Source organism: Wolbachia endosymbiont (group A) of Myopa testacea (genome assembly GCF_964027115.1).
Classification (GTDB): domain Bacteria; phylum Pseudomonadota; class Alphaproteobacteria; order Rickettsiales; family Anaplasmataceae; genus Wolbachia.
This window is the reverse complement of sequence record NZ_OZ034729.1, coordinates 414,388-440,669: the sequence shown is the minus strand read 5'-3', so window position 1 is coordinate 440,669 and position 26,282 is coordinate 414,388. Positions and strand designations below refer to the sequence as shown.

Sequence of the window (26,282 nt, the reverse complement as noted above, 5' to 3'; positions counted from 1 at the left end):
GAAATTTTGGGTTATACTTAACTTAAGATATTTTGGTAGGGGATTTATTGTGAATAGAAAGGAAGCTTTAGAAATATTGGGTTTTAGTGAGGGTGATAACCCCAGTGAACGAGAAATTACAATAGCATATAGAAAATTAGCTCTTGAATATCATCCTGATAAACATTCAGGTGCGAGTAAGGATATGCAAAAACAAAATGAGGAGAAATTTAAAGAATTAGGTGCTGCGTATAAATTTCTCACTGGGAAAAATACAAAAAAATCTACAAAACCAACTAATGAAGATTTGGATATTAATTCTGCTGAAGATTTAAAATTTTATTTATATGCAGCTCTTTTAAGGCAAGATATAGCCTTTCTCAAAAAGCTCTTTTCTAAGTTCAAGAGCAATAAAGATGGAAGATTTGGTGATTACATTAATGAAATACACTTTGGAAGTGATTTCCCATTATTTTCTGCCATTTCTTCCGGTAATGTTGATCTTGTACGTTTGCTCTTGGAGAATGGTGCAGACCATGATATACGCAGTAAATATGGTGAATCTCCATTACATGAAGCGTGTTTCAAAGGGTATGATAGAATTGTAGAACTACTCTTGGAAGATGGTGCTGACCCTAACATAAAAGATCGGGAAGGCAAGCCACCATTAAGCTTTGTTCTTAAAAGAGATTCTGGGATAAAAGGGAAGTTAAAGTTATAAGTTTGCTCTTGGAGCATGATGCCGATCCTAATATAAAAGGTCAAGAAGGCAAGTCACTATTCTATTATATTATTGATAGTTATGATAATACTGCTCGTTGTAAAGCTGTAGAACTACTTTTAGATAAAGGTGTTGATCCTAATATACAGAATGATCGAGGTAGGGCATCGCTGCATTATTTGTGTAAACACGGTTATCGCGATGGTGGTGTTGAAATTGCGAAATTGCTTTTAAGGAGAGGTGCTGATCCAGGTTTGAAGGATAAGAGTGGCAAAAAACCAATAGATCATGTTAACCCTAACAATGATGTTGGAGAACTATTTGGTGCTATTAACTATGAGAAAGCAGCTATACTCGGGATTGCTGCACTATTAGCTACGACATGCAGTACCGCTTTGGTTTGTTTGGCTATGAACGTTAGTATCAACAGAATTCAAGTTCCGTGTTTTACTCTTGCAGCAATTATGGCCACTGCTGCATTATGTTGTGCGTGCTGTGCAGTAAAAACTGTGCTTTTTCCACCAGGACCATTGTCTGAATTCACCGAAGCTAGGGAGGAGTTTCTTAAAAGCCAAAAATTGCCAGATCTAGCAAATGGAGCTTAATAACTAGAAACTAAAAAAGTTCTTTTTTAAAAAACTTAAGTTATACTTATAAGTGTTTGATATCTTATATAGTGATTATGTCGAGTTTAAGCTGCCTTCATGGTGATAATGCAGAATTTGTAGAAGAAATGTATAGCCGTTATCTGCAGGGCGATAAATCAATCGGGGAAGATTGGTATAGAATTTTTTCAAGCAATTTAGAAGTTAATAAAGCGGAGCCCTGCAGTCCGCAGCATGCAGCCAAGGTGGATGATTCGGCTTCGGATTTGGCAAATTTTTTCAGGTCTTACGGTCATTTTTTTGCAGACCTTGATCCATTATCGCCAAATGAGAATCAATTAATAGATTATCAGAAATATTCGAATCTCTCTCCTACGGGTGACACTAGAATCTACAGAAATATTTACTGCAAGAATATCGGTTTTGAATTTATGCATATCTCCTCTTATGAGGAGATAATATGGCTGCAGGAAAAGATCGAAAATCAAACCTATACGCTGAGTTCACAAGATAAAAAGGAAATCCTGAGGCACTTGATCGAATCTGAGATGTTCGAGCAATTTCTCCATATGAAATTTCCTGGATATAAGCGTTTTTCTATCGAAGGTGGAGAGTTAGCTATTGTTGCGATTGAGAGAATTATTAGTGATTCTGCGGCTTTTAGCATTGAAGAAGTAGTTCTTGGCATGGCTCACCGCGGACGACTTAATGTTCTGACCAAAGTTATGGGCAAAGAATATGCGGCAATGCTATCTGAATTTCAAGGCAACCTTGCATACCCAAGTGGTCTTGAGGTGTCTGGCGATGTTAAATATCACCTTGGTTATTCTTCTGATCGAGCACTTACAGGTGGCAAAAAAATACATTTAAGTTTATGCCCTAACCCATCTCACCTTGAAGCGGTGAATCCGGTTTTGGCTGGAAGAATAAGAGCAAAACAGAATATAAGGTCTGTGCTTGGCATATCAATTCATGGTGATGCGGCTTTCATCGGTCAAGGTGTCGTTGCCGAGACCTTGAGCCTAAGCAACATTGAAGGTTATAAAGTGGGTGGTATTGTGCACATTGTTATAAACAATCAAGTTGGTTTTACTGCTAACCCATGCTGCGCACGATCCTCTTTTTATTGCACTGACATAGCAAAATCAATAGAAGCTCCGGTTTTCCATGTGAATGGAGATAACCCGGAAGCTGTGAGTTTTGCTGCAAGTCTGGCGATGAAATATAGGCAGAAATTCAAAAAGGACGTAGTGATTGATATAATATGCTACCGCAAATACGGCCATAATGAAGGCGATGAACCGAATTTCACTCAGCCACTTATGTATAAGCTGATATCAAAACATAAAACTCCTGGAACATTGTATGAAGAAAAATTGACTGCAGAGAAAGTATTAGATGGCGATGAAGTAAATAAATTGCGCAGTGAGTTCAGGGCAAAATTAGATAAAAGTCTTGCTGAATCAGTGACGTACACTCCAAAAAAAGCTGACTGGTTCGGTGGAGTGTGGTCAAAATTAAGAAGAGCAAAGCTGAACGATTTGAGCGAATACTACACGGATTCTGGTGTTCCGCCAGATGAGTTGAAAAAATTGGGTGTGCATATAAATAGCAATATTCCAAGTAGCTTTAACATTAACAATAAGGTTAGAAAAATACTCGATGGAAGAATAGACAGCATAAATTCTGGTAGCAATATAGACTGGGCAACTGCCGAAAGTCTTGCATTTGCGTCACTGCTTACAGAAGGAATAGGAGTGCGTTTATCAGGACAAGATTCTGGTCGTGGGACTTTCTCGCACCGTCATTCAAGGCTTGTTGATCAGGCAACAGAAGAAGCGTTTATTCCGCTAAACAATATAAATGAAAAGCAAGCTCACTTTGAGGTCATAGATAGCGCTTTATCAGAGTATGCTGTAATGGGCTTTGAATATGGATATAGTCTTGATTCTCCGTATTCACTGGTGCTCTGGGAAGGACAATTTGGTGATTTTGCAAATGGTGCACAAATTATGATCGACCAGTTTATCGCATCTGCAGAAACAAAGTGGTTGCGATCAAGCGGTCTAGTTCTATTGTTGCCCCACGGTTATGAAGGGCAAGGACCTGAGCATAGCTCCGCACGTATAGAGAGATTTTTGCAACTCTGCGCAGAGGATAATATGCAGGTAGTTAATTGTTCCACTCCGGCAAATTACTTCCATGTCTTACGCAGACAAATGCATAGAGACTTTCGTAAGCCTTTAGTAGTGTTTACACCTAAATCACTATTGCGTCATAAAAGAGCAGTTTCTAACCTATCTGACTTTGAAGGAAAATTCCTCACGGTAATTCCAGAATGTAGAACAGGTTTAGTTTCAAATAATGAAATACGTAAAGTTGTAATATGCAGTGGTAAAGTTTATTACGATATAATTGAAATGCTTGAAACACAAAAAATAAACGATATAGCAGTGATACGTTTAGAACAATTCTATCCTTTTCCGGCCGATAAATTAAGCAGCGAACTTGAAAAGTACAAGAACGCTGAAATTATATGGTGTCAAGAAGAACCAAAAAATATGGGGGGATGGTTTTTTGTCAACCTATTGATAGACGAGGTGTTATCTGACCTCAATATTCAAGCAAAAAGACCTAAGTGTATCGCAAGACCTGCTGCTGCATCTCCTGCATGTGGTTATGCTAGTGTTCACACTCAGCAACAGGAGGAAATTTTAAAGCAGCTTAATTAAACTTCACCTCTACTAGTGGAATGTTATTCCAGCTATTGCTTCCATAGTCATCAATAGAAGCGTTTAAGTAATCTGTATCAAAGCGCACGGGCACATCAAATTCGAAGCTCGCAGTGATTATCGCATCTTTTACTGGTGGCTTCATAAATGTTATTTCTCCCGTTGAATAATTTACTGAATATTCACTCTCTTCTTTACCATTTAAATAAATCTTTACTGTCCCATGTACTGGCTTTTTGATCATGCGTATATGCTTATCTTCCCCACTTACATAAGTTTTGATTAGCTGAAAAGTCGTTTTTTTGTTATCTCCTATACCAATCTTTTGATTAATGGCTATAAAATCTGACCAATCCTTAAAACGAAACCCTATTGCTTTACCTTTTCGTGCATGAAAAAATGTTATGAGTTCTGTTAGCTGCTCGTTTGATCTGACCCCGTAAGCTATGTTGTATCTAGTGCATGCATGAGACCAATTGATGTTGCGCTGTTCACAACCGTTATGAGTTGTTACAACTTCAGTGGAAAATTCCGGTCCTCCAGTGGAACCATAAGATATATTTTCTGGAAATCTAATTTCTGTGAATGACATATGTCCTCCTATGAAAGTAAAATTAAAGTAATTTAAGCTAAATAACACCAGGTCATCCTGATTAAAAAGTACAATTATTGATGTCTGTGCTTGAGAGAAAACTTGCTAATTGAATGGTATCTTAAGTGTAATTTAAGCACCACGCCTACGGTACATTGTACTCAGGTTTGTTTACGTTGTCAAGTAAAAAAATAAAATTTTATAGCAAATTAATCGCTGAAGCTAGTTTTTGCTTGCGACTTAATTCATCTACTTTTTTGCGTAATACATTCAAATCAGTTGCTCCTACAAACAGACTATCCCCCATTATTAAAAAAGGTGTGCCACCTACTCCCAAATCTCTTACTAGGAGCTTACTGCCATTTATCATTTGCTCAATTTTGTCCGCGTTATTTTTCATGGAATTATTAAAGTCGTCTTCATTAATCCCTATGCTTTTCACTATATCCAATATGCTTTCGTCTGAAAATCCTCCTTTGTGACTTAAAGCAGAATAGTGAAAGTCGAAATATTTTTCTTTATCAATAAAGTAAACAGCTAAAGCGCTTTTTGCTGCCCTTAAAGAGTCATTACCAAGTATTGGAGCATCCCTAAAGATATACTTAATTTTACCGTCGTTAATTAACTGTTTTATATCGTCTTTTATAGTCTTGCAATATCCACAAGAATAGTCAAAGAAACCTACAGCTATAACACTACTATTTTCATTTCCGGAGTAAGGATAAGTAAGGTCAAATATTTGATCCTTATATTGTGAAATTTTACTTTTGGTCACATTATCTCGAGCAGCGTAACTACTTTTAATCGACTCCTCTTTGAGAGTTTTTACGATCTTATCAAAATTTCTACTTATATAATTATCTAATTTCTCACCTATATAATCATCGCTTAGCATTTGGCTGCGATTTGAAAGCCAATTGTTTATTACTGGTAAACTTGCTACTGCCAGTATAAGGATCAATAAAAACGATATTCTAGACATACAATTTATTTAAAAACCTACAACATAAAACTTTAGTACACATTTATCTGTATATTAAAAGAAGCATCTAATATTAATATATGAAAACATTTATATCAAGTGTATTTTATAACCAGTTTTGCCTCAAATGCAAACTTTACGTACAATGGAACTCAAGCACATTACTGAAAAGCTCATCAGAAGACTTGGTGATGCAAATGACCAAACCATCGCCAGAATAGCCAATTATGAGATGCTCTATCTTTTACCGCCGCGTATAACAACTGTAAACATGGCGGTAAAAAAAGTTGATCATCTTATAACCGCCGTGTATAATGCTAACAAATGCGGCGGTAAATTATATGAGCGAACCAATAATTGGTAGAGAAAAGGAAATAGCCATTCTAGAAAGTAAGCTTCTCTTTTCCCCATTTGCTGAGTTTATTGCAGTGTATGGTCGGCGTCATGTGGGTAAGACGTACCTAATAAAACAATTTTTCAGTAAACATGCCGATGTTTTATTTGAACAAACAGGTCTTAATAATGGTACTATGCAGGAACAACTTGCAATTTTTACACAGTCGTTATTAAATACTTTTTATAAAGGTGCAAAAATGGCTTTGCCTGAAGTGTGGCTGGATGCATTAAAACAATTAACACTTGCTATTGATAACACACATGAGAATGAACACATTGTCTTATTTTTTGATGAACTTCCATGGTTAGCTACAAGAAAGTCTCGTTTTCTAGAAACGTTAGAATATTTTTGGAATATATATTGGACAAACCGAAAGAAGCTTATCTTGGTTGTATGTGGTTCAGCAGCTTCTTGGATGTTGGAAAATATAATTTATACCAAAGGGGGGTTGCATAACCGCATTACCGCAAGGATACCTTTGCAGCCTTTTAACTTACGTGAAACTAAAGAGTATCTAAGATATTTAGGAATCAACCTTAATCACCAGCAGATATTACAGATCTATATGGCTATTGGAGGAATACCACATTACCTTAAGGAAGTAAGTAAAGGATTATCAGCAGCACAAAACATTAATATGATCTGTTTTCAGAAGGGTGGTTTGTTATTTGATGAATTTGATATGTTGTTTCACTCCTTGTATGAAGAGCCAGAGACATATCTAAATATCATTCGTGCGATTGCAAAAAAGCCAAAAGGGATAAGCAGAAAAGAACTTATAAAAGCGACTAAAATCACTGAGGGTGGTCGCTTAACTGCTAAATTAAGGAGTTTAGAAGAAGCAGGATTTATTGGTGGTTTTTTACCATTGAACAAGGGAAAGAGAGGAGTATATTACAGGGTAATGGATGAATATGTATTATTTTATCTAACGTGGATTGAGCCGTTTAAGGAAGTAACAAAAAGGGCAATAATAAGTGATGCTCACTATTGGGAGTTAGCAATAAAGAAACCAGCTTGGCAAACATGGACAGGGCAAACATTTGAAGCAGTGTGTTTTAAACATGCCAATGTAATTAGAAAAAAATTAGATATAGAGCATATAGCAGTTATATGTGGAGATTGGCAATATCAACCAGAAAAATACAGTAAAGAGTCTGGTGCTCAAATAGATCTAGTTTTCGATCGAGAAGATGGATGTGTAATGCTCTGTGAGATAAAATATAGTGATAAACCTTATACAGTAACAAAGGAATTTGTCGAACAATTAAAAAGAAAAGAAGCAATTTATAGAGAAAAAACGAAATCAAAAAAGCAAATATTCTGGGTGTTAATTGCTGCAAATGGAGTTTCTGAGAACCAATATCTAAAAGATACGATACATCATGTGATTACACTAGAAGACTTGTTTTAAGTTATTTTAAATTTTAATATGTACACCAACTTACGCGACTTCATTAAAGCCTTAGAAGAAAAAAAAGATCTGATTAGGATTAAGGAGGAAGTTTCAACAGTTCTTGAAATGACAGAAATTCACCGTAGGGTTTTGTCAAACAAAGGGCCAGCTATAATTTTTGAGAATGTTGTTAAAGAGAATGGTAAAAGCTCGATCCCTGTTTTGGTGAATTTATTTGGTACTATTAAGAGGATTGCATTGGGATTGAACATAAACCCTGGTGAACTAAGAGATCTTGGTAAACTTTTAGCATTTTTGCGATCACCTGAGCCACCAAAAAACTTCAAAGATGCCGTGAAAATGTTTCCTTTACTAAAAGTTGTATTGTCGATGCGAAGTAAAGTTGTGAGCAAGGCTCCATGTCAAGAAGTGGTGCTAACTGGGGATGAGGTGGATCTTAGTTTGCTACCTATTCAAACATGCTGGCCAAATGAACCTGCACCACTTATCACCTGGCCAATTGTGGTGACAAAAGGCCCAACGGAAGACAAGCAAGATAATTTCAATCTTGGAATATATCGTATGCAGGTTATAGATAAAAAAACGACTCTAATGCGCTGGCTTGCACATCGTGGTGGTGCAGGTCACCACAAACGATGGAAAGAGAAGGAACAAAATATGAAATTTCCTGCTGCTGCTGTGATCGGTAGTGATCCTGCAACAATTATTGCTGCGGTAACTCCAGTGCCAGAAACATTGTCAGAATACCAATTTGCTGGGTTGCTGCGCAAAAAACCGCTTGAGCTTGTAAATTGTAAGACTATTCCGCTTCAAGTGCCAGCTCATGCAGAGATTGTTCTGGAAGGCTATGTAAGTTTGGATAGATATCAAGATGAAGGGCCATATGGAGATCACACCGGCTACTATAATTCTGTTGAGCAATTTCCAGAATTTAATATTACTGCAATTACTATGCGCAAAAATCCAATTTATCTCAGCACTTTCACTGGCAAGCCACCTGATGAACCATCAATTCTTGGTGAAGCGCTCAACGAAATCTTTGTGCCCATTCTTATCAATCAATTTCCAGAGATAGTGGATTTTTATCTACCACCAGAAGGTTGTTCATATAGAATAGTGGTGATATCGATAAAAAAGTCTTATCCAGGGCAGGCAAAAAGAATTGTTATGGGCATACTTTCCTTTCTAAAGCAATTTTTATACACGAAGTTTATTATCGTTGTTGATGATGATATAAATGTACGTGATTGGAAGGAAGTGATGTGGGCAATATCAACGAGAATGGACCCTGTGCGTGACACAATCACAATAGAGAACGCACCTATTGATTATTTAGATTTTGCTTCCCCTGAAAGTGGCCTGGGAGGTAAGATGGGATTTGATGCAACAAATAAAATCCCGTCTGAAACCAAACGAGAATGGGGAGAGAAAATTAAAATGAGTGAGGAAATAGTAAGAAAAGTCACGGAGAAGTGGGAAGAATATGGATTGACAGGTGATTAAATTATGATGTAGCCTATCGCCGTATATCCGGGGGTGGGTTGTTGTGAGGCTTTTTCACTTTTTATTCTTGTTAATGTGTTTTTCTCTGTATTACTATGCGGGTTTTATATTTTCGCCCTGCCCAAAAGCTACGGTTTGCTTTTCACCTGGAGAAGATTGTGCTGTACCGATAATCAGCGTAATAGATCAGTCTAAAAAATCTATCTTAGTTCAAGAATATACATTTACTCTTGGAACAGTTGCAAAATCTTTGATTAATGCTAAAGAACGCGGTGTTGATGTTAAAGTCATCTTAGATAAATCGCAACTCTACTCAAAATATAGTGTTATAAATGAATTATTTTCAGGTGGAGTACCAATTTGGATCGATGATAAGCCAAAGATTGCTCATAATAAGATAATGATTGTTGACAATCAAAAAGTCATCACAGGGTCATTTAACCTTAGTAAGACAGCTAAAAAAGGAAATGCTGAAAATTTATTAATTATTACAGATTATCCTGAATTGATTCAGCAGTATGTGAAAAACTGGGAGGCACGAATGTCACAATCTTATAAATACGCTCCCAACTAATCGAGAGCGCTTGCATAAAATAAGTTCTAAAAATAGCAAGAGAGAGCTTTTTTGATTGATTGGCATAATGATTATGATATAATGAACTAAAAGTTTAAGGAATAAAGTAATGGATTATATAAATGATGCTGCCGGTAGCTACACTGCCATTCATGATTTTTTTCAAAACAACGGTGTTGGAGATTACAAAGTTCAATGCAGTTATGGTGGGGTGCCGTATGCTACTGATGAGTATGTGCATTCTGGCGATAAATTTTGGAGTAATAATTTCATAGACTCACATTTTGGCAAGGAAATAAAAATGTATCCTCAAAGTGAACTTTTAGCTAAAGAATATGCTGGAAATACGTGGCCAGTTTCAATATCACTAGATAAGGATTTAATAAAAATGAAGGAATGTCAGAAAAAAACGAAATTTGTGGAACTAGAAAGGGAGTCAGGTGATTTAGTATATGATAAGCAAAAGCATGTAAAGTGTTACACAACAAAGCTATCATATGATGATGTACATATTTACAATAACGATAAAGTTTCAACATTTAGCATAAAATACGACGTGCCAAATGATCCGAAATACAGTTTAAATATAACATTTACAAAGGTTAACGATAATAAACCAGGATTTTGGCAAAAATTTAAAAACATGTTTTAACGTGACCATTCACTAGACTTCTTTCAAAATTGTTAGAGGGAGTGTAAGATCAAGTATTTGAAAGCATGAAATATAAGGAAATAGAAAAGTTAGAAGGAGAAAAGTTTTGACGTTTAACAGGGGTAAAAAAAGCAACATTTGAGCGAATGGTAGAAAACATGATTTTCGGATGTTTAGAAAATCAAAGGTAGCAGTATTGCCACAAACTAAAATCTTAGCTGATGCCGGCTACAGGGAAATGCAGAAGATACACAAAAATGTTGTATTACCGCACAGGAAAACGAAAAAGAATCCGTTAAGCAAAGAACAAAAAAAAGAGAACAGAACACTTATGATCCAAAGGGCAATAGTTGAAAACGTAATTGAAAAGGTTTAAAATCATTTCCGATAGACATAGAAACCGACGAAAACGTTTTGGTTTAAGATTTAATTTGATTGCTGCTATCCACAATTTTGAGCTCCTTATATGAATTTTGAAAGAAGTCTATTAATGCCTATTTTGCCTAAACTGAAGCGTCTTTTCCAATTTTTTCTAGCATCAACTCAGCAGCTTTTTGTTCAGCAATCTTTTTACTAGAAGCGCATGCAGAAACTTTACCATAATCTTCTATGCAAACTGATATAGTAAATTCAGGATTGTGCGCTGGTCCAGTTTGTTTTACAAGCTCATACTCTGGTAAAGGCAATTTGTTTTTCTGAGTCCACTCTTGCAGTGAGGTTTTAGGATCTTGAGGGGGGTCAAGCATGCTTTTAGCTAGCTTTTCCCAATATTGGGTAATAAATTTTTCAACATTTTCAAGTCCGCCATCAATATAAATTGCACCTATTAGTGCTTCAAGCGAGTTTTCTAAATTTTTTAGATTACATCTCCCTCCATTGCAGTGTTCACTATTATTCATGATGATAAAGCTGCCTAATTTTATTTCTTTAGCAACATTAGCAATGGTGTTGCCACAAACTAAATCCGTCTTTCTTTTTGCCAATGCTCCTTCTTTTTCTTCAGGAAATAGTTTAAACAGTATGGAAGATACGACCATATTCAAAACACTATCGCCCAAAAACTCTAGTCTTTCGTAGCTTACAATCTGGTTTTTGCTATTCCTTTTATTTACGCTTGGGTGAGTTAGTGCCTCTTCTAATATTGCATAATTTGTAAATTTATAATCAATGATCTTAGATATTGCATCATTCAAACTCTTCATACCCATTATTTAAAAGAAAAGCACTTTCTACCACCTTTATACCAGAGAATTAGTCTTATTTTATTAAAATAATACCACCAACTTCCAAAATTAATGTATACAACCCACCACCTCACTAATGTTACTAAATCCATCTCTCCTTATTAGTTCTGCAAGTTCTAGATTAATTTTGTTTACAACTTGAGGTCCGTGGTATATGAGAGCAGTGTACAACTGCACCAAAGAGGCTCCTGCCTTTATTTTTTTATATGCATCAGCACCACTTGAGATTCCTCCGCACCCTATCAATAATATTTTGCCCTTAGTAAATTTGTACATATCGCCCAATAACTCGGTTGAAAGTTTGAAAAGTGGTTTGCCACTCAATCCGCCACTTTCGTTGTGGTGGGAATGCAGATTATCTCTACTTACCGTAGTGTTGCTTACTGTTAATCCGTCAATCTTATATTCCAACGCAAGCTCAGCGATATTTTCTTTCGTTTGCTGATCTATATCTGGTGAGATTTTTAATATTATTGCGGAATTATCAATTGATTTCCGGGTTAGAGTTATGGATTTCAACAATTTCGATAATTCTTGCTTATTGTGCAGATTGCGTAAATTAGGCGTGTTTGGAGACGAGATGTTCAGCACTATATAATTGCTTTTTCCATATACCATCTTTATTAAATCAACATAATCACTAATTTGGTCTTTCGATGCACTATTTTTTCCTATATTTATGCCAAAAATGCAGTCATCAAGCTTGGTTTCATCTATTTGTTTAAGAAAATAGTCTATTCCTTTATTGTTAAATCCCAATCTGTTAATTACCCCTTGATTTTTAATTAACCGAAAAATTCTTGGTTTTTTGTTTCCATATTGTGGATTACGAGTTACAGTACCAGTTTCAATAAACCCAAAACCAAATGAAAGCATAGGCCTTATAACTTCTGCATTCTTGTCAAAACCTGCAGCCAGGCCCACGGGGCTTCTGAGCTTATTACCAAAAAAATTCACACTCAAAGATTCTGGTAGCTCTATAGGATTCTTATAAGGTATTTTCTTTAATGCCATGATTGCCAAAGAGTGAGCAACTTCAGGCGGCAGTAAAAACAATAAATTACGTAATATCATTTTGTAAAACACTTTGCTTATTTTTAGTTTATTTTTTAACATGCAACACTATAAGAGTATAACCATAACTTGAAAAGAAATTGATTTTACTTATGAATAATGGATAAGCTTTCTCTATAGGTTACACACTTAAAGCTAACGTTGAATTGAGCAACTTTTACAATATATAGAAAATGAAAGAGGCCGGGACCGGAATTGAACCGGTATAAAAGGATTTGCAGTCCTCCGCATAAGCCATTCTGCCACCCAGCCATTTTTTATGTGTAGATATCCATTATATCTTTTAGCATAGATAAAGCTTCCTCCCTTTTGCGTTGAAAAGTGTTACGTCCAATGATTGAACCATTACCACCACCCTGCTTAATTTCTTTCGCTTCATTGCATATGTCATTCACTGATTTCGATTCGCCACCAGAAAAAACTACTATTCTTTTCCCTGCAAAACAAGATCTTTTAACATATTCAATCCTTTTAGATAATGATTCAATATTTTCTGTTTCTATTTTCTCCCTTTCCAAATATTTAGTTGGAAGTTTTACTTTGATTATATTAGCGCCAAGTAAAGCTGCTATGTGCGCAGCATAGGCAATAACATCAACTGCTGTTTCACCTTCTTTGGAAATTCCTTCACCACGTGGATAAGACCATAGCACTACTGCAAGCCCATAAGATTTGGCTTCAGCTAAGATTTCACGGGCTTCTTCCATCATATCAAAACACTTAGCAGAACCAGGATATATAGTAAATCCAACAGCCAAGCAGCCCAAACGCAGTGCATCTTTCACAGAGGAGGTTATTGCTTGATCAGAAGTCAGATTTTTTGAATGTAAGGAGTTGGAACTATTAAGTTTCAAAATAAGTGGGAGCATTCCAGCATAAGTTGAAGCACCAGCTTCAATTATACCAAGTGGAGCAGCATATGCACTTACTCCCGAATCAACTGCAAGCTGAAAATGATAATGTGGGTCATAAGCATCAGGGTTAACTTCAAAGCTTTTTATTGGCCCGTGCTCAAATCCTTGATCTACTGGCAGAATCACTAACTTGCCAGTACCGCCAAGCTTTCCATGCATGAGAATACGAGTAAGATTTGCTTTTACCCCGGGGTTTTCACTTTCGTAGTAGCTTAGGACTTGTTTTACTTTATCACTTATCACTATAATTCAAATTAAATTTAAGTTATAAATTGTAACAAAGATGAAGTTCAATACAAGGATTTTAAACTATATCAAAAGCAATTTTATTTTCTACTTTATTCATATAGATTCTTAATTTCTTTCCTTTTATTAATTTACGATTCAGTATTTCTTCCGCTAAGTAACTTTTTATCTCTTTTTCAATAAGTCTCTCTATCGGACGTGCTCCCATTTCCTTACTATAACCCATTTGTACAAGATAAGATTTCACTTCATCCTCTACCAAGCAGTTTATGCCTTTTTGCGTCAGTTGCTTTTTCAGTTCTAGGACAAATTTATCCACAATATGCAAAATCACATCCGTACTTAAGTCAGAAAAAGAAATAATCGCATCAAGACGATTACGAAATTCAGGGCTAAAAACCTGTTCTATTGCTTTTTCGCTATCACCAATGTTAAAATTTTTATGCCCAAAGCCAACAAAACTTTTGCTGCGTTCAACTGCTCCTGCATTAGTTGTCATAATTAAAATTATATTGGAAAAGTTAACTTTACGTCCGTAAGTGTCTGTAACACAACCATAATCCATAATTTGTAGCAATATATTATAGATATCGCTATGGGCCTTTTCAATTTCATCAAGCAGCACAACACTATATTGATTGTTAGATACAGACTCTGTGAGTAATCCACCCTGATCATAACCTACATATCCAGGAGGAGAACCAATCATCCTTGATATCGTATGAGATTCAATATATTCGGACATATCAAAGCGTATAAGATTCATGCCCATGCTTTCTGCTAATTGTTTTGCTAGCTCGGTTTTACCAACACCGGTTGGCCCTGCAAAAAGATAATTTGCTAAAGGCTTATTGTAATTTCTCAACCCAGATTTAGCAATTTTAATAGAATTAACAAGAGATTCTATTGCCTGCTCTTGGCCAAAAATCACCTTTTCTAGATTAGCTTTTAAAGACTTTACTTTCTGCAAATCATCAGATTCAGATCCGCAAGGCACATTTGTAATTCTAGTAATGGTATTCTTAATATCTCTACTATTTACAATTTTACCCCTGTTTTTTAGCAATTTACAATATGCCCCTGCTTCATCAATAACATCAACCGCTTTATCAGGTAATATTCGCCCAGTAATATACTTATGCGAAAGTTCAGCCGCAGACCTAATGGCATTCTTTGTATAATATACTCCATGATACCCTTCATAGTAGTGCTTTATGCCATCTAGTATATTTATCGTTTCATTAACAGAAGATTCTTTAACATTAATTTTTTGAAACCTTCTTGCTAGTGCTTTATCTTTTTCAAAACTAGTGCTGTATTCTCTATATGTAGTTGCACCTATACAACGTAGTGTACCTCTTGCAAGCGCAGGTTTGAGTAGGTTACCTGCATCAAGAAAGCTACCACTTGTAGAACCTGCTCCAATGATAGTGTGTATTTCGTCAATAAAAAGGATAGCACCTGGTTTTACCTCAATCGCTTTTATTATAGATTTTATTCTCTCTTCAAAATCACCTCTGTAGCGTGTCCCTGCAAGGAGTGATCCTAAATCCAAAGCATAAATTATACTGGACCTGAGCGCACTCGGAACACTGCCTTCAATGATCTTGAGTACCAAACCCTCAACTATTGTTGTTTTGCCAACACCTGGGTCTCCAACATATAAAAGGTTGTTTTTTCTACGCCTCAATAATATTTCTATAGTGCGATTTAATTCATAATCACGACCAATAACATAATCTATTTTTTTGCTTCTTGCATAGTCATTTAAATTTTTACAATAACTTTGTAGAATTTCCTCATCTTTTAGTAGCTCACCTTTATTTACTGTAGTAGGAGGGTCATTATTTTTATCAAGTTTTACTTTATGATTGGTGGTGTATTCATCTATATCGTTAGAGTATTTCATATTAGATATATGGTAAATCAAATTGGAATCTTTCACACTTTGTTTCTGCAATAGATCTTCAACGTATAAATCTTGCCCAGACAAAATTTCTACTAGAACACTTGCTCCATTTATTTCTTTTTTCCCCAAGCTATGAGCCCGTATTATTGCTCTGTGTATTATGCATTGAAACATTGAGCTAGGTTTAACTCCACTGATAATCAATTCAGAACTGCTTTGTAAAAACCCTTTTATATTATTATTATAATCATTAGCCTTAATATTGCATCTTGATAGAATGTTATCCATATTGATGATTTCATCGGCTCTGATATTACATCTTGATAAAACGTAATTTACATCCACATCTTTAGTTAACGCCAGCAATAAATGTTCTACTTTCGCATATTTTAGATTAAAATTAGAAGCAATGAGTAGCGCTCTATTCAAACTTGCCTCTAAGTTTTTGGAAATCATCTCCTATTCTCTTTAAAAGTGGAAACTCATATATAATGAATAGCACACAATTATTAAAAAAATTGAAATCCAGCAGTTCGCTGTAGCCAATTTTAATCCCCACTCTGGATCTACGTCATAGCACCGCGATATCTCAACATAGATTCCGCTAATGAGTAGCGGAATGACGAGTTTTACGCTTATCAAGTTGTAGGTAAATCCTATTTAATACGCTTTTTCTAGTACTATGCTTTTCTTCTTAAATGCATTGATCTTTTTTCTACCGTACTTAGCCTTTTAAAGACCTTTTTGCTATTACGTTTTTTAAATTGCACACTACAATCAAAATTCGGCTCTCCTTCTTTGTCTGCCAATGCAGGCAGTCTTCTCTTATCTTGAGGTGTAACAAAAGATAGCGCATGCCCTTCAGCTCCAGCACGTGCAGTTCTGCCTATACGATGAATATAGTCAGCTTGCGATTGTGGTGCATCATAATTGATAACATGTTGAATGTGGGGAATATCAAGGCCGCGAGAAGCAATATCTGTTGCAACCATGATTTGATTGCGGCCACGACGAAAAGAATTAATGACCCTTTCGCGCTTGTGCTGCCTTAAATCACCATGAATTGCTAAAGCGCTATAGTCATCTTTGTGCAATCTGCTAGCTAGCTGATCCGCTCCTTGCTTTGTTTTGACAAAGATAATGATTGATCCTTCGCGCTGACATAGTTGTGTAACAAGCTTTTCATATTTTTCTGATTCTGATGCATAAACAATCTCTTGCTTAATTTTTACAGAAGTTGTAGTCTCACAATCAACAGAAATACGTTCTGGTCGATTAAGGTACTTCTCAGTAAGTTTAACTATATCACTAGGAAGAGTTGCAGAAAACATAAGAGTCTGCAGTATTTTTGGCAGATATTTCATGATCCCTTCAATTTGAATTCCAAAGCCCATATCAAACATACGATCCGTTTCATCAAGCACAAGAACGCTAACATTGCGAGTAATCAAAGTTTTACGCTCAATATGGTCTATAATACGACCAGGAGTACCTATTACAATTTGTGGTTTTTTCTGAAGCTGATTTAGCTGCCTAAAAATAGGCTCACCACCAATCAATAAAGCGACCCTTAGTGCAGAATTTTGAAATAAGAGTTTTCTTATCTCATTTGTTACCTGATGCGCAAGCTCCCTGGTTGGCACGATGACTAAAGCTGAACCAGTGTTAGGCTCATTCAGCAACTTAGCAACCAACGGAATAGCAAATGCCAAAGTTTTTCCAGTTCCCGTTTGAGCAGACCCAAGAATATCTTTACCTTGTAGCGCTAAGGGAATCGCTTGTATTTGAATCGGAGTTGGGACGAAAAGATTATTTTTATCTAGAGCTTGTGTAAGCAAAGCTGGGAGACCCATCTCATAAAAATTATTCACAATACGTTAACCCTATTAAAAGACTTCATAATAGATTAATCTTCCAATCTTAAATTTATTGCAGATTTTTTATCTTCTCCGTTTCTACCGCGCTCCTCTTTAACCTCATAACTCACCCTTTCTCCTTTTATCCCCTTCTCTTTATTCTCTCCTTTAAGTGTCTCAGGCCTTATTCCTGAACGTTCCAACGTGCTAATATGTACAAAAACGTCACCCCCTTTACCTTCTGGCTTGATGAAACCATAGCCTTTTTCGGCATTAAACCATTTTACATTACCAAATTCCATTTAAACAACTCCTAAATTATTAATTAACATTACTAATGTGATGAAAAACTTTGAAATTACGATTGAGAATGCTTTAAGCTTAGCTATTGAAACTAAACCTTTATACTCCATAGTCTATTCTTAACATTACATGACAATAATACACAATTGTTGTACTTAATGCAAATAAATTTTTTAATCGTTAAGCGAACCTGCAACTGTCATTTCGCTAACTTTAATCGTTGGTGAATTAAATTGCCCACAAAAAGTTAGATCATCTGCAACGACTAAATTGCTAAACATATCCTTTAAATTGCTAGCAATGGTAATCTCATGTATTGGATACGTTATTTTTCCATTTTCTATAAAAAATCCGGAAGCGCCTTGGCTGTAATCGCCATTGATTAAATTAACACCAAAACCAAATAAATCAGTTACATATATTCCCTCTTTCACTTCCTGAATTAATTCTTCAAACGATACATTACCATTCTCAATGTAGAGGTTACTAGCTGCAGGAATAACTGCAGCATTACTTGCACGAGTTGCACTTCCGGTTGTTTCTGAGTCTAATTTTCTAGCCGAGTATAAGTCTAAAATCCAATTTTGTAATATTCCGTTTTTTACAAATATATTTTTCTTGCTAGTTATCCCTTCTCCATCAAATGGTCTCGATGCTATGCCTCTTGGCAACAATGGATCATCGATAATATTAATTCTATCGTTGAAAATCTGAGCGTTTAAACTACCCCTCAAGAAAGAACTGTTGCTTATAATACTGCTCCCATTTATAGCAGAAGCAAAACTTTTTACTAGCCCTTTTGCTGCTCTTTTTTCAAAAATAACTGGAAATTTACCAGTTTTAATTGTACGTGAATTCAATTGATCAACTGCTCTTTTTGCTGCTTCTTTTCCCATTAACTCTGGCAACTTTAAATCACTAAAATTACATGCTATATCATAATCGTAACCAACCTTCATTTCACTTTCTCTTCCAGCAACAACAGAGACCTGATTAGCAAAGGTTGATTTACTAAACGAGCCAATAAAACCAGAAACAGTCGATAATACTGTATTCACTAAAGCGTATGAAGAAGAGGCTCCTTCAGAATTAGTGATACTCTTATGTGCAAGGGCTGAATTTTCTGCAGCTTCAGCAATTTCTTTTAGGTTATCAACGGTTACAACATTATTATCTGAGATACTTAAATCTGCAGAAGAGATATAATTACTACCATTTACAGCAAAATTAATGCAAGGATCTTCTGGCGCATTCTTTGCCATTTCTACCACTTGGCTTACCGTATCACTAAGATTATTCAAATCGTTTGTAGAAATATACGCAGCTTTGTTTTTACCTGCTATAGCTCTGATTCCTACAGTGCAATTTTTAGATTGTGATATTTGCTCAATTTTTGATAGACGCTGAGAAACTGAAGTCTTATTAGTTTCATATATTGTAACTTCCGCATCTTGATTCTGTTTTTTTATTAATTTAGTGATATCTGCTGCAATATTTAATATATTCATTTTCTATTCCTTAGATTTTTATAAAGACTCTGCACCACCTATAACTTCAATTAAATCAGTTGTAATTGCTGCTTGACGAGAACGATTATAAAGCAATGCTAGTTTGTTCAGCATCTCTTTAGTGTTTCTGTTTGCTGATTCCATAGCAACCATCCTAGCACTATTCTCACTTGTTGCACTTTCAAGCAAAGCAGAGTAAAGAGCAATTACAATGTAATCTTGAACCAAAGATTTTAAAATAAATTCAATATTTTGTGGTTCATACTCATAGCCGTAATCTGTTGTTGGACCAGCCAGAGAGTTGTCAATCAAGGATGAATCTTCACTCCATGGTTTTATTGTTTCCAACATTGGTTTTTGCGTGAAGGTATTATAGAATTTACTATAAAAAACTTTAACTTTATCGTATTTACTTAAATCTATACCATCAACCAAAGCTTCTACGTGCTTTAACGTAATCCCCTTACTATTTTCAATTTTTAAGATACTTTTAGAGTCAAACCTATTTTTACCTACATCAAAAGCTTTTTTACCAAGAAATACAATATCTACTTTTTTGCCATTTGCGATTGACTTATTTACACGCTCTTGACTAAATTTGACAATAGAAGAGTTAAAGTTGCCGCACAAGCCACGATCAGACGCAACAATGAATACTAGGTAAGAACCTTCATTACTGATATTTAGAATTTTTGCCAGTAATTTTTGATCAACTGATAGCATTAATGAAGAAATAATGCTATGCAGCTTAGATATATATAATTTTGAATTTGATAATTTCTTTTGGCTTTGTAATAACTTTGCTGCAGAAACCATTTGCATTATTTTCGTGGTTTTCTGTACAGACCTAATATTCTTAATTCTTAAGGATAATTCCTTTAAGCTCTTCATTTTATATACAACCCTGATTTATTAAAATATATAATTGTTAGTGTCTAAAAGCAAGTTTTTTTGACATTAGAACCAAGTCTAACTAAAAAACTTGCAGGTTTATTATTTTGAAATAAGGGTTATATTAAGAGATCTACTCCAAAAATTGTTCAATAGAGGTCTTTGATGGTAATTTCCCATATATTATTATCATCACACTCTGTGGAACCTTATAATATATAATAAACGCAATTAAAACTATTGCAATTTGAACATTTATGATCCCATTGCTTTAGTTCTCTGTTACAATTTTTACACTTCCAGCCCGGATCAGGCAAAGCTTCTGAGCCCATCTTGTTTAGCCAATAAATTACCTTGTCGTGTTCTTGCAATGTAACCTTAAGTTGTATTACAATAAAGTAGATTGACATGCAATTAGCCTTTTTCATAGCAGTGTCTAAATATTGACTTGCAAGATCATATTTACCTGAACTCATTGAGGACAAAGCAAGTAAACAGTAACTAAAATAATAATCAGGGCGTAAGTTGTATAGTCTTTCAGCACCTTTACTATTTAAATTGATGTACATTTTAGCTGACTGAGGAGTAGGATTTACTGCATATTCTGCCTCTAGCACTGCAGAAGCTTTTCTGATTTTTCCAAGTTTAATATATAATTCTGCCTTTAAATAATTAATGGGCCGAAAAGTTGCATAATAACTTTGTGCTCTGAGTAAAGACTTTATAGCCCCTTTAAAATCCCCTTTACTTTCATATTGTTTTGCCAAAGCACAATAAAAAACTGCAAACATTTCTTTATGGTCAAAGGGAAGAAAAATATTGAACTTAACTGCTTCCCTCAACTTCAAAATTGCATTAATCCAATCTTCTTTCAATATGCAATGCTCTATTTGAAAGGGAATAGATAGCATTTTATCATTAATTGAACTAGAGCAATATTCTATAAATTTTTGAAAGACTACTTTTTCTTGTTTGAGGTGAACAATCAGCTTATTGGCCAGAAGTAGAGCTAAGTTACGATTTTTATTTGCAATATTTGTTAAACCGTTACTGAAAAAGCTGTAATTTCCCGTCTTACCTGAGTTAAAGAGCTTTATTAAAGACAACCTATCGCTCTTCTCATTTAGACTTTTAACTACCTTTTGGGCATTCTCTATATTGTTTAAGTCTATGCTAAAGAAAGCTTCAAAGAGAAGCAATTCTTCCCTATCCCTTCTTCTATTTCTTATGTTGGCAAATGTTGATAAAATGGAGGAAAAAAAGCGTACAAGTGTAATTAATAAAAATAATAAAACTACACAAGTAAAAATAATGAAATATAGATCAATACTTATAGTGTAATTGCCTAATTCCAATTTTATTACTTCACCACTTACCTTGACCCATATGCCAAATAAAAACGAAAGAGCGAAAATTATAAAATAAATCATGAGATATATTGTAATAAGTGATGATATATTGTTGAAATATTCTTAGAAGCTACAATAAAACCATTCAATTTATTCAGCCATGGCTTGAATTCTGAATGCGTTAAATTGCTTACTGTAACAGTTATATTTTGCCAATCATTATCGTTTATTGACTCCTCAATTTCTGCGAATTTTGCCCTTAATGGGTCATTTTTATCTTGTATTCTAATCCAGTTTGAAATGATTTTTTTAGACAATGTACTTTTATTGTAGTTAATAACAGCAATGGTCTTCTCAAAAGATAACTTCAACTCACGTAAAGTATCTACCTCTTTCAAACTTTCCAATTCATTTACTGCATTTTCTATCTCTGGATCATCAAGCTCTGATATCAAAGGCTTTATTGAATTTATATGATTATCAAATTTTGCTTCTCGCAATAACGAATTCTTCATTTTAACTACAAGTAGTAGCAATCTTGCGAGGTTCTTATACCTTGAGCTACCATCACCTTGCTCACATTGAGTGTGCAGACCTCTCTTTAAGTCAAATATCTTTTTTTCTACCCTAGATTGATTAACTTCAAGTGACATTCTGAATTCATCTATTTTTTCCGTTAAAACATTTATATTGTCTTCGCTTTCTTGCTGACTTATTTTTAAAAAGATTATGTTATTTATTGTGATGTAACCGGTAAATAACAATACAATTAAGAACCAGCCTATGTACTTTTGCTGAGTATCATTCATAACGTAGTATCTCCGCAGGATCTTGTGCAGATGCCTGCAATGCAGGAGCAATTGTCGCTAAAAATGATAAGAGTAACGCAAGTGCAGAAATACTTACTACATCTTGAGGGACTAATATCACCGGTAAACTTGAAAAAAAGTATACCATAGGATCAAACAGCTTGACGTTAGTCATGTTTTCTAAAAACACTCTAATACTTTCGATATTGAGAGAAAAAACGACACCTATAATACAGCCAAGACAAGTTCCCGTAAAACCGATTAATAGACCACAAGCGCAAAATATGCGCATAATGCTTCCACTTGTTGCACCAAATGTACGCATAATTGCAATCGCGGATTTCTTTTCTTGCACTATCATCATTAAATTTGAGATAATATTAAACGCTGCTACAACTATAATCAAAGTAAGAATTAAAAACATCACATTTCTTTCAGTTTTTAAAGCACTAAAATAATGGCTTTGCTGTGATTGCCAACTTTCAGCTTTCATTCCTATTCCTTTTTCTATAGCATTTGCCAGCTTACCAGCTCTAGTAACGTCGTCTACAAGTACTTCTATATTTTTTATGCTATTTTCATAATTAAAAAAGGCTTGTGCTGATTTTAGAGGCATATATATCAAGGTATTATCATACTCAAACATACCCATATCAAATATTGCTATAACTTTATATTTTTTCATTCGCGGCATTTCACCAAGTAATGCATCAAATTCTTCAGATGATATAAACGTAATTTTGTCGCCATAGTCAACGTTCAAAGCTTCTGCCAATCGTGCTCCTATTATTATCCCTTCATCAAATTTTTTTACATCACCTATAATTACATTATTTGTAATGGTAGTACTATCAAGCAAATCTTTAGTTGACACACCTCGCACTACGCTACCTGCAATTTTACCATTTGCTACAATAATAACTTGATCATTGGTCATAGGAGTAGCTTTTAATATACCAGGAATTTTCTCAATAGATTTCGAAACTGTGCAGTAATCTGAATTTATGTTCCTATCAAAATAAACATTAATATGGCCATCAATGCCAAGTATTGAGTAAAGCAACTTTGCTCTGAATCCGTTCATCACAGACATCACCACTATTAGTGTTGCAACTCCAAGGGCAATGCCGATAATAGAGAACAAAGTCGTTATAGAGCAAAATCTGGCATTTTTCGCTCGCAAATAGCAAGCAGCCATAGTAATTTCAAAGGCAATGGACATTACAAAATATTTTGAGGTTAAACATTATATTCTTGAAACTTCGTATAATTGTAGACTTTTCTTTATTTGAAAACTAGATATTTTTACTCCTTTAAATTTAGCAGACTTATAGAGTATCTTTAACATTAGAATTTCAAAATCTTCCATATACATCATCCAATCTCACTATATCATTATCAGATAAATGCTCTCCTATCTGAAATTCAACTATTTCAAGTGGAGAGCTTGTGCTTCTATTTTCAATCCTATGGGAAACTTCCCTTGGGATTTCTATCATATGGTCTTTTACTATAGCATATTCTTTGTCGCCTAAACTAACATACCCAACTCCCGATAGTACTATATGGTATTCATCTCTATAGTGATGGAATTGCTTAGAAGTGCAGCTTAATGGATTTATAAAAAGATATTTTATAAGAAAATTTTCGCTCATTAAAATTATACTATAAAATCCCCATGGCTTGATTTCTCTTCTTATCGCTTTTGCTTTCTTAACCTTATTAATAAACGATATTAGGCTTTTGTTTGGTTGCTTATAAGCTCCACCCAATAAATTTTTATTACTTCCTGTCGTTGAAACTGGCTCTCTTTTTTTTGTTACATGTCGGAATGACGACGTAAACTTCTCACTCAATTCTAAAACTGAATTCCAAGTTCCAACATCCAGCCAATCGAAATTAGCTTCTATCATTGCAACGTTTTTTGCTTTTTCCATTACCAAGTAATCAATAGAGACGCCTTCAATTCCTGCAAAATCTCGTTGTTTTAAATACAGAAATCTCTCTTGCGGTGTGAAATGTTTCACACTTGCAAAACATAAATTATAAAGAGTCGGGGCAGATTTTTTGATCTCATCTATATAGCGTTTTGCTTTGAACACAAATACTCCAGAATTCCAATAATAATCATTACTTAATACATGCTCAGGTTTCTCTATGAAATCCTTTACTATATAATACTTTTCCTTATGATCATAAACTGCATTTATATAGCCGTATTCAGAATTGAATTCATGAGGCTTAACTCCAAACGTAACTATAGAGTTAGTTTCAGAAGCTAGCTGAGATGCTTTGTGAGCAGAAGCATAAAAATTATTCAAATCACCTATAAAATGGTCTGAAGGCAGAATTAACATTATCTCGTTTTCATTGCAGAGAAGCGCAGCAATTAATATCGCTGCTGCTGTTCCAATTTTCACTGGTTCGAAAATCACTTTATATTCTCGCAGCGCATGCAACTCCTTCTTCACTAACGACTCGTACTGTATATTTGTGGCAATTATGGGTGGCATATAACCACTTTTTAGCCTCAATAAAGTGTTCTGAAACATAGTGTTATGGCTAAATATTTTTTGAAATTGCTTTGGCTTCGATAAAGGCCAAAGTCTGCTGCCACTACCACCACATAGTATTACAGGGCGCATATAGTTAAGAAAATTAATTAAATAATTAACATCTTATACTAATAGTAAAATGCATGCAAGTTTTTGTTGTGGAATAGTTAATAAAGAAAGTAAATGTTAATTTAAAGTAGTGGCCGGTTAGCGAGGAGGTAATTGAAATTTTTCGTCTTGCAATGAACTCCGTCTGCTTAGTACTTCATTAACATGAAGAGTATCATTCACTTTTTCAACATCTGCTTTTTTAGACGCAGCTATTTTCTCATTACTTTTGTTTTGCAACTTCTCCTTCTTTAAGCTTTTTCCAATATCTGGTTCTCTAGATTTATCTATACTTTCACTACTTTTATTTGACGGCTTCTCTAAGTCTTTTTCAACACCTGGCCTTCTAGCGTTAAGCTCATCCCATGTGCCCACTATACTAAGTGGCTTATGATCCTTTTGCCCTGGCTTTAGCCTTTCTCCACCTTTAATAACATTAAAGTCACTTTTTGCTTCTTCCCAACATCCTTTCAATTGGTGTTTCCACATAGTGAAGTAAGCATCACCATACTTCTTCTTATCTGCTACAAATAATAAAATTGGAGCCTTAAGTATGGTAGCTCCCATATTCACTAAATTTTTTACTGCCATTGCAGGGGTGAACAAAAGATAGCCAAAAGACTTTGCAATTGGGTTTTGTTCGCTTATTAAATACTCCCCTAACTTTATAGGAAGAAAGGTCAACAATTTAGTACAAACTTTAGCCAAGCTTGTAGCAAAAACGACAGGAACAGATATAAGACTTTTATCTAGCTCTAGATTACCATCCTGATCTCTAATTTCTGAAAAATGGGTGCTTAGCTTCTTGTAATCACTAGCGTATAGTAATTTTCCATTTCTTCCTTTTTCATCTCTATCTTTCTCATCAACTTCTCCCGTGTCATCATTGATGAAGCAACCTTTTTTAGCAAGAAAAGAAGAATTAGTTAATCTAAGTAACTTAGTATCAACCTCAAAGACCGGCAAGTGTTTTTCAAGATCTATTTTTGAAAACTTAAATGGCTTATAAAATTTACTATAATCATTAACCTCACACCTACCTTTACTAACTAAAAAGTCAATAGTAAAGTAAGATTTTTTATCAATTTCCTTAACCAAGGCTAGATCAAATTTGTATTCATTATATATAAGCTGGTACTCTGGATTTCCGTCTTTATCTTTTACAAGCTTGTCATTTTTTTTTACAACTCTCCCAGAATCTACAATCTGATCATAATTTTTTGGATATTGACACTTTCGTCCATCCTCATATATCATTACCTTTCTAAGGTCTTTGACATAAACTTGAGACTCAGATGAACTAAATAGATCTTTCACCTTTAGCGTAAGGTCTATTCCCCACTTTTTCAATGTCTCTAACAT

The 26,282-nt window shown here is 34.8% G+C and carries 22 protein-coding genes, 1 tRNA gene and 2 pseudogenes; 9 read left to right on the top strand and 16 right to left on the bottom strand.

All coding sequences use genetic code 11. The features are described from left to right. Positions 1-49 precede the first annotated feature (49 nt). The 3 genes from AAGD91_RS02160 (at position 50) to AAGD91_RS02150 (ending at position 4,037) form a co-directional block, all read left to right on the top strand. Positions 50-700 carry an ankyrin repeat domain-containing protein gene (locus tag AAGD91_RS02160; RefSeq protein WP_341821338.1) on the top strand — a complete coding sequence of 217 codons (651 nt, stop codon included), beginning with the start codon at positions 50-52 and terminating at the stop codon, positions 698-700. A gap of 8 nt (positions 701-708) precedes the next feature. Beyond that, positions 709-1,305 (top strand): ankyrin repeat domain-containing protein, encoded by a 597-nt coding sequence (locus tag AAGD91_RS02155; RefSeq protein WP_341821337.1) that lies wholly within the window; start codon positions 709-711, stop codon positions 1,303-1,305. A gap of 77 nt (positions 1,306-1,382) precedes the next feature. Next, complete coding sequence (locus tag AAGD91_RS02150) at positions 1,383-4,037, top strand: 2-oxoglutarate dehydrogenase E1 component (RefSeq protein WP_341821336.1); 2,655 nt, start codon at positions 1,383-1,385, stop codon at positions 4,035-4,037. Here AAGD91_RS02150 and AAGD91_RS02145 read toward each other — a convergent pair. Then, positions 4,030-4,629 (bottom strand): TIGR02217 family protein, encoded by a 600-nt coding sequence (locus AAGD91_RS02145; protein ID WP_341821335.1) that lies wholly within the window; start codon positions 4,627-4,629, stop codon positions 4,030-4,032. The genes AAGD91_RS02150 and AAGD91_RS02145 overlap by 8 nt on opposite strands. A 199-nt stretch (positions 4,630-4,828) precedes the next feature. Further along, positions 4,829-5,611: a DsbA family protein gene (locus AAGD91_RS02140; RefSeq protein WP_341816324.1), complete on the bottom strand. Its 783-nt coding sequence runs from the start codon at positions 5,609-5,611 to the stop codon at positions 4,829-4,831. A gap of 127 nt (positions 5,612-5,738) precedes the next feature. Between AAGD91_RS02140 and AAGD91_RS02135 the strand changes: the two genes are divergently transcribed. The 6 genes and pseudogenes from AAGD91_RS02135 to AAGD91_RS02110 form a co-directional block, all read left to right on the top strand. Then, positions 5,739-5,975, top strand: coding sequence for a hypothetical protein (locus tag AAGD91_RS02135; RefSeq protein WP_264732495.1), 237 nt, complete (start codon positions 5,739-5,741; stop codon positions 5,973-5,975). After that, positions 5,953-7,422 (top strand): AAA family ATPase, encoded by a 1,470-nt coding sequence (locus tag AAGD91_RS02130; protein WP_341821334.1) that lies wholly within the window; start codon positions 5,953-5,955, stop codon positions 7,420-7,422. The genes AAGD91_RS02135 and AAGD91_RS02130 overlap by 23 nt, the downstream gene beginning before the upstream one ends. Before the next feature lie 18 nt (positions 7,423-7,440). Then, complete coding sequence (locus AAGD91_RS02125) at positions 7,441-8,928, top strand: UbiD family decarboxylase (protein WP_341821333.1); 1,488 nt, start codon at positions 7,441-7,443, stop codon at positions 8,926-8,928. Between the two features lie 43 nt (positions 8,929-8,971). Next, positions 8,972-9,502, top strand: coding sequence for a phospholipase D family protein (locus AAGD91_RS02120; protein WP_253309843.1), 531 nt, complete (start codon positions 8,972-8,974; stop codon positions 9,500-9,502). A 109-nt stretch (positions 9,503-9,611) separates the two neighbouring features. Beyond that, the gene (locus AAGD91_RS02115; protein WP_341821332.1) at positions 9,612-10,154 is read left to right on the top strand and encodes a hypothetical protein; all 543 of its coding nucleotides are present in this window, start codon (positions 9,612-9,614) and stop codon (positions 10,152-10,154) included. A 142-nt stretch (positions 10,155-10,296) separates the two neighbouring features. Then, a pseudogene (locus tag AAGD91_RS02110) lies at positions 10,297-10,624 on the top strand (transposase family protein); the annotation flags it as partial. Positions 10,625-10,657: 33 nt separating this feature from the next. Here AAGD91_RS02110 and rnc read toward each other — a convergent pair. From rnc to AAGD91_RS02040, 14 genes and pseudogenes are all read right to left on the bottom strand, one after another. Beyond that, positions 10,658-11,356 (bottom strand): ribonuclease III, encoded by a 699-nt coding sequence (gene rnc, locus AAGD91_RS02105; protein WP_341821331.1) that lies wholly within the window; start codon positions 11,354-11,356, stop codon positions 10,658-10,660. A 90-nt stretch (positions 11,357-11,446) separates the two neighbouring features. Next, positions 11,447-12,514 (bottom strand): quinone-dependent dihydroorotate dehydrogenase, encoded by a 1,068-nt coding sequence (locus AAGD91_RS02100; protein WP_341821330.1) that lies wholly within the window; start codon positions 12,512-12,514, stop codon positions 11,447-11,449. 138 nt (positions 12,515-12,652) lie between these two features. Continuing rightward, positions 12,653-12,724 (bottom strand) — tRNA-Cys (locus tag AAGD91_RS02095). A gap of 5 nt (positions 12,725-12,729) precedes the next feature. Continuing rightward, positions 12,730-13,626, bottom strand: a complete 897-nt coding sequence (locus tag AAGD91_RS02090) for a class I fructose-bisphosphate aldolase (RefSeq protein ID WP_341821490.1) — start codon at positions 13,624-13,626, stop codon at positions 12,730-12,732. Between the two features lie 64 nt (positions 13,627-13,690). Further along, the gene (locus AAGD91_RS02085; protein WP_341821329.1) at positions 13,691-15,997 is read right to left on the bottom strand and encodes an AAA family ATPase; all 2,307 of its coding nucleotides are present in this window, start codon (positions 15,995-15,997) and stop codon (positions 13,691-13,693) included. A gap of 204 nt (positions 15,998-16,201) precedes the next feature. Beyond that, positions 16,202-17,394 (bottom strand): annotated as a pseudogene (locus AAGD91_RS02080) (DEAD/DEAH box helicase). Between the two features lie 53 nt (positions 17,395-17,447). Beyond that, entirely contained in the window at positions 17,448-17,699 is a 252-nt protein-coding gene (locus AAGD91_RS02075; RefSeq protein WP_064124857.1) for a cold-shock protein, read from the bottom strand. A gap of 174 nt (positions 17,700-17,873) precedes the next feature. Next, positions 17,874-19,208, bottom strand: coding sequence for a TldD/PmbA family protein (locus AAGD91_RS02070; protein ID WP_341821328.1), 1,335 nt, complete (start codon positions 19,206-19,208; stop codon positions 17,874-17,876). A gap of 18 nt (positions 19,209-19,226) precedes the next feature. Continuing rightward, a complete protein-coding gene (gene atpG / locus AAGD91_RS02065; protein ID WP_341821327.1) occupies positions 19,227-20,099 on the bottom strand; it encodes an ATP synthase F1 subunit gamma in 873 nt (290 codons plus the stop codon). A 209-nt stretch (positions 20,100-20,308) separates the two neighbouring features. Further along, on the bottom strand, positions 20,309-21,529 hold the full coding sequence (locus AAGD91_RS02060) for a heme biosynthesis protein HemY (protein WP_341821326.1): 1,221 nt from the start codon (positions 21,527-21,529) through the stop codon (positions 20,309-20,311). Then, the gene (locus AAGD91_RS02055; RefSeq protein ID WP_341821325.1) at positions 21,526-22,257 is read right to left on the bottom strand and encodes a hypothetical protein; all 732 of its coding nucleotides are present in this window, start codon (positions 22,255-22,257) and stop codon (positions 21,526-21,528) included. The genes AAGD91_RS02060 and AAGD91_RS02055 overlap by 4 nt, the downstream gene beginning before the upstream one ends. Then, positions 22,250-23,479 carry a lipoprotein-releasing ABC transporter permease subunit gene (locus AAGD91_RS02050; protein ID WP_341821324.1) on the bottom strand — a complete coding sequence of 410 codons (1,230 nt, stop codon included), beginning with the start codon at positions 23,477-23,479 and terminating at the stop codon, positions 22,250-22,252. The genes AAGD91_RS02055 and AAGD91_RS02050 overlap by 8 nt, the downstream gene beginning before the upstream one ends. Positions 23,480-23,612: 133 nt before the next feature. Beyond that, a complete protein-coding gene (locus AAGD91_RS02045; RefSeq protein WP_341821323.1) occupies positions 23,613-24,902 on the bottom strand; it encodes a sugar phosphate nucleotidyltransferase in 1,290 nt (429 codons plus the stop codon). A gap of 117 nt (positions 24,903-25,019) precedes the next feature. Next, the gene (locus AAGD91_RS02040) at positions 25,020-26,282 is read right to left on the bottom strand and encodes a hypothetical protein (protein ID WP_341821322.1); all 1,263 of its coding nucleotides are present in this window, start codon (positions 26,280-26,282) and stop codon (positions 25,020-25,022) included.